Here is a 5,500-nt window from a genome sequence, read left to right on the forward strand (position 1 = left end):
AATTTCTTTGCCATCTCTTGAAATCCCCAAAAATGCACACTTTTTCCGGTATACCCTTCAAAACCCTTGCACTAATTTCTGTGTTTATCAGCCTCTAACCTTTGATATATCAAGGTTTTAGGTTTATTCAGCAAACCCTATTTAATCTTCAGTAATTAGCACTAAACTGTTATACTAAATATTAAATTTATATTCATGATATTTGTTAACATCACAGGATTCTCCAACAATATGAAAGAGATAAATTCTATTATTACATCATTTGTAGACAATCAACATAATAACGAAGAATTATTTCTGGCAACTGTTGTCAATGTTCAAGGTTCTACCTATCGTCAACCGGGTGCGCGAATGTTGATTACATCATCAGGTAAAATAATGGGAACTATTAGCGGAGGTTGTTTAGAAAATGATGTCATTGAACATACCCGCTTAATGACGACAGATGAAACAGCAAAGATCATTACTTATGATACCAATGCTGAGGAAGATATTATTTGGGGTTTTGGTTTAGGTTGTAATGGTGTGGTAGATATTTTAATTGAGCGTATTTATCACGATGATCCTTTGAATCCTTTAGCTTTTATTCATCAATGTTTATCTCATCAACAACCAGGTGTTATTGCTTCTGTTTTTAGTGTTTCTGGTAATATTAATGTTTCTTTGGGGGCGCATTTAACACTTAATTCTGATGATTTTGTAAATAGTAATATTTCTGAACCTGTGATCAATAATGCTTTAATCAAAGATGCAGAATTAGTATTAAAAAATCAATCCTCTAGTTTTCATAAATATCAACTTTCTTCAGGTGAGGTAAGTGTTTTTATTGAGTTGATTCAACCACCACCAAATTTAATGATTTTTGGTGCTGGCCGTGATGCAATTCCATTAGCAGAGTTTGCTAAAGCGTTAGGTTGGAAAGTGACAATTTTTGATTGTCGTGCTTTAGAATTAAGTAAAGAACGTTTTATTATGGCTGATGAAATTATTCTTACTCGTCGAGATATTTTACCTCAACAATTATCTGTGAATGCAAATTCTCTTGCTGTGGTAATGACTCATAATTATTTTGATGATTTGGCAATTCTCAAACTTTTAATACCAGTTAATATTAAATATTTAGGTTGTTTGGGTTCAAAACAGAGAATTGCTAAATTACTGACAGATGTACAGGAAGCGATGGGAGAATTTAACCCTGAAAAATTAGCTAAATTTTATGCTCCTGTAGGTTTAGATATTGGTGCAGATACACCAGAAACTATAGCTTTATCTATTATTGCGGAAATTCAAACTATACTTAAAAATCGCACTGGTGGTTTTTTGAAACATCGGACAAAACCAATAAATCAAAGAAATGAAATTAAGGAAATAGAGATTAATAATTAATTCAGATTTGAGAAAATATAGAAATTAGAAGTTATAAATAAATATGAGCAATTACCAATTACCAATTACCAATTACCAATTACCAAACGTTGGTATTATTATTTTAGCTGCTGGTGCATCAACTCGTATGGGTTCACCAAAACAATTGTTATCCTATCAAGGAGAAAGTTTAGTTAACAAAACTATAAAACAGGCGATCGCTTCAGTCTGTCATCCTGTAATGTTAGTATTAGGAGCAAATTCAGAAAGTATACTTTCTCAACTGGAGCAAATTCAACTACCGAATCTTATAATAGTTGAAAATCCAGATTGGCAGTTAGGAATGAGTGCTTCTATTTGTTGGGGAATGACTGCACTTGTAGACAATTATCCTACCATAGAAGCGGTAGTAATTACTGTTTGTGATCAACCTTTTTTAAATGCGGAAATCATTAATAATTTAGTGGAATCATATCATTCTACAAATCAACAAATTATTGCTTGTGAATATGCAGATACATTAGGAGTACCTGTTTTATTTAGTAGAAAATACTTTTCAGAATTAGCCAATTTAACGCAGGATATGGGCGCAAGAAAACTCATTAAAATCTATAAAAATGATGTTTTTAGTATTCGCTTTCCTTTAGGTGCAATTGATATTGATACACCACAAGATTATCAAAAACTTCTGGAAAATTGAATTGGGAAATGGTCAGCATTCAGCAGTCAGTAAGACATACTGAAATGCTTCACTCCGCTATCCTGGGTTCAGGATGACTCTGAACTTTCTTGGAAAAATTTCTTGAGGATAGTAATACTTTGCTCTCCATCATCAGTAGTAGCTTTCATCAGATAATTAAATAATTTATCTGAAAATGGAACACGCAAATGGAAAGTACCATCAGAGTGGAGTTTAATTTTATGACCATCAATAGTCACAGTTGCACCTGGTTCTGTTGAACCATGAATAACTAATTCCGTATCTGCTACAAACCAAAAGTCTTTACCAGGACGACTGAAAATACGAATTTTACCAGAACGAGCTATACACAACCAATCATTATTATTGGTAACATAACCAATTTCAGTCATATAGTCACGATTGCTTGTGGGAATAGCTACATAACAATCACAAATTACTTCCTCACATTCATACTGCTGGACCAGTTGAGGAAATTGATAACTGAGATCAATATCAGTCGCATCATAAAGTCGCACTGCCAAAATAGTACCCCCTATTTTTTGTGCTGCTTCTTTCTGAGTTTCCGCAACATACCAAGAAACATAAGCCCATTGGGGAGTGCGAGGTGTGAAAACAATGCTACTGTCTCCACTTATATCTGACCAACTAACAATTTCTGTGGTGTGAGTTTGCGCCTTTGAATCGGATAAGTAATCTTCGAGAATATTATCAGCACTAGCTATGTTTTCTGTATCTGCCTCTATTTCCCAGACTTGATGATTAATAGTTTCTGCGGCTAAATCAGCCTTGATTTCAGCTTGATTTTCAAAGGTATTAAATACTTCTTCTAACTCATTTGATAAATCAGATAGTGATTTTTTGATTTCATCTGTTATGGGACTTAAATCTGAACCTTCGGCTTCTGGTTTTAAGCCTAATAATTCTGATAGAGAAGTTAGAGAAGTTCTAGATTCTGGATCAGAATTTGTTGTCGAAACAGGCAACAATTCCCATAGGGAAGTGTGAGAATCAGCATCCTCTGAATTTGCGGTAACACTGAGTAATTCCCATAGAGAAGTGTGAGAATTAGCATCCTCTGAATTTGCGGTAATACCGAGTGCTTCTGTCAGAGAAACGCTGGCTTCTTTAGCAGATGATTCTGTGATATCATCTAATAATTGTGATAGGGAAATAGTGGAATTTTCCACAGGTGAATTTGCGGTAATACCGAGTGCTTCTGTCAGAGAAACGCTGGCTTCTTTAGCAGATGATGCGGCTGGTTCTTCTAGTAATTCTAATAGAGAACTGCTTAACTCATCTGTTGAAAATTCTAAATTATTAAATGATACTGCTGGAATATTTGTAACTGCTGGATAGGGAGTATTCACAACAGCTACTGGTGCTTCTGTATCCCATACCACTTCGCCAGAATCTAGAGCAATTGTTTTATCTGTAAAATGGTTTGTTACCTTTGTTCTTGTGTTTGTGGATTTTGCCGTTACTATGTTTAAAGTACCAGTTAAGGTTTTTGATTCAGTGACAGTGGAATTGTTTTCTGAATTGGAGATGATTGAGTTTGTGTTTTGATGAGATTGTGATGTACCGTTAGTGAGCGTGGTGTGGTTAACAGGGGGAGTGGTGCTGTATTCGTCAGGTATTGTGAGTATGGTTTCGGTAATTGATGCACCACCATTTGATGTTTCTAATAAAGATATTTTTTTCTCTGCTAATTGTTGTTTTCTCTTTAACCACCAGGCAACAAAGCCTCCTAAACCAACAATGGGCAATAAAGAAAAGACAATCAAAAATTCTGCATTTCTATTTGCCAAAGGATTGACAAACTGCTGATTACTGGAATTATTTGTAGTAGGTAAAGATTCTGTTCGTAAAGAATTGACTACATTGGGATTTTCAAAGGATACAGTAGTATCTACAGTATCTACAGTATCTACAGATTGAGCCGCTGGTGTGGAATTGGTTGCAGTTTCTAAAGTAAAACTTTGTAATGCACTGGCAGCGATCGCAGATGCTTCTGCATCTCTAGCTGTTGCGATCGCTTTCTTTCCTACAGATGCGGTAGTAAAACCCAAAAAACTAGCTACTGCCGGGCTAGGATTTTGCTTGTAAACATAAACCAAAGGCTGGGAAAAGGGATATTTAGATTCATTGGCTGTAAATCCCTGGATTTTGAGAGTTCGCACATCTGGTAATTTTGATACCTGATTATCTCTCGCATAACTAATACCATCAGTGCCTAATTCTTTGACAATCAGGGCAGTTTTATCTTCAGCTATTTGTATAGCGTTAGCACCAGTCCCAAATTCAGCAGATTTAAAGACTGGATAATTGCGAAAAGAATTACGAATATCGCCATTTAGGGGGCGATCAATCAAGCGAATTTTACCAGGTGCGCCTCCAAGTTCTGACCAATCAGTAATTTCACCCCGAAAAATCTTGGCCAATTGTTCAATAGTCAAACCACCCTGGAAAGGATTGTTTGCACCAACAATAATGGCAATTTTTTCTCTGTATAAGCTAATTTGTTCTAAACCTTGGGCTTTTTCTGCTGGGGTTAGTCCACGAGCGATCGCTGCTATATCAATTTCACCATCTAGCAACGCTTTGAGTGCCGCATCAGTACCATTAGCTCTAATTTCTACCTCTGTGCCAGAAAACTGTTTCTCAAAACTATCTTTCAGGCTTTGGTTGATCATTACCAAACTCATTGAGCCATCAATCCGCACCCTGGTTGCATTTTCTACTGTTTGCGGTAATGGGAAAGTAGAAACATCAGTTGTTGATTCTGCTAGTACAGGCAATGATACCAAAACATTTGCTGCCAGTGGGGTGGTAGCTAAGGCTAGTGATAAGGCAAGATGAAGGACTATACTATCGTTTTTCTCTTGTTTCCACATACACACTTTATCAAGGTAAAATAAATAATCAAGCAGTCCAGCTATCAAAATACTGTTTTTGTAGAGGAGACGGGTTAATTATACATCCTTATCCCCAGTAACTTCAGTTACCTAAAAAATTCTATACTGCTGTGTGACTGGGTTGATATAACAGTATTTTTTATTATTGTTGATTTTGGGAAATATTGCCCATCACAGCTTAAATCCAAAATCACTCAGGCTTTCATGGACAGGGGTTTAGCAATGCTAAACCCCTACTATAGCTGTATACAGAGTAGTTAGGTTTTGCTGAATAAACATGAAAAGATTATAGGTAAAGGGTCTTAGCCTGCTGGAAGTTAAAAAAGTGCAAGCTTTTATGAGGTGGCAACTGAAAAACCTTGCACTTAATTCCTACTTAGGGTTTGCTGAAAAAGTCCCTTCGTTGAGGCAGGGAATAGGGAATAGGGAATAGGGAATAGTTTTAGCTATCTGTTATCCCCAGATTTTCTAATTTATCAGACCCAAAATGCACAGTTTTTAAGGTATACCCTTCAAA

General features: G+C 35.9%; 3 protein-coding genes. 2 read left to right on the forward strand and 1 reads right to left on the reverse strand.

Annotated features, from left to right (window positions below; all coding sequences use genetic code 11):
• Window positions 1–231 precede the first annotated feature (231 nt).
• Window positions 232–1,386: an XdhC family protein gene (locus PN497_RS19245; protein ID WP_096569869.1), complete on the forward strand. Its 1,155-nt coding sequence runs from the start codon at window positions 232–234 to the stop codon at window positions 1,384–1,386.
• Window positions 1,387–1,429: 43 nt separating this feature from the next.
• The gene (locus PN497_RS19250; RefSeq protein ID WP_096569867.1) at window positions 1,430–2,065 is read left to right on the forward strand and encodes a nucleotidyltransferase family protein; all 636 of its coding nucleotides are present in this window, start codon (window positions 1,430–1,432) and stop codon (window positions 2,063–2,065) included.
• A 68-nt stretch (window positions 2,066–2,133) separates the two neighbouring features.
• On the opposite strand, the gene PN497_RS19255 is transcribed toward PN497_RS19250, so the two are convergent.
• Entirely contained in the window at window positions 2,134–4,962 is a 2,829-nt protein-coding gene (locus PN497_RS19255) for a substrate-binding domain-containing protein (protein ID WP_096569865.1), read from the reverse strand.
• Between the last annotated feature and the right edge of the window lie 538 nt (window positions 4,963–5,500).

The organism is Sphaerospermopsis kisseleviana CS-549 (assembly GCF_028329225.1).
Classification (GTDB): domain Bacteria; phylum Cyanobacteriota; class Cyanobacteriia; order Cyanobacteriales; family Nostocaceae; genus Sphaerospermopsis; species Sphaerospermopsis kisseleviana.

Coding starts and splice junctions, on each gene's coding strand:
- PN497_RS19250 (WP_096569867.1), top strand. CDS start 1,430: ATGAGCAATTACCAATTACCAATTACCAATTACCAATTACCAAACGTT.
- PN497_RS19245 (WP_096569869.1), top strand. CDS start 232: ATGAAAGAGATAAATTCTATTATTACATCATTTGTAGACAATCAACAT.
- PN497_RS19255 (WP_096569865.1), bottom strand. CDS start 4,962: ATGTGGAAACAAGAGAAAAACGATAGTATAGTCCTTCATCTTGCCTTA.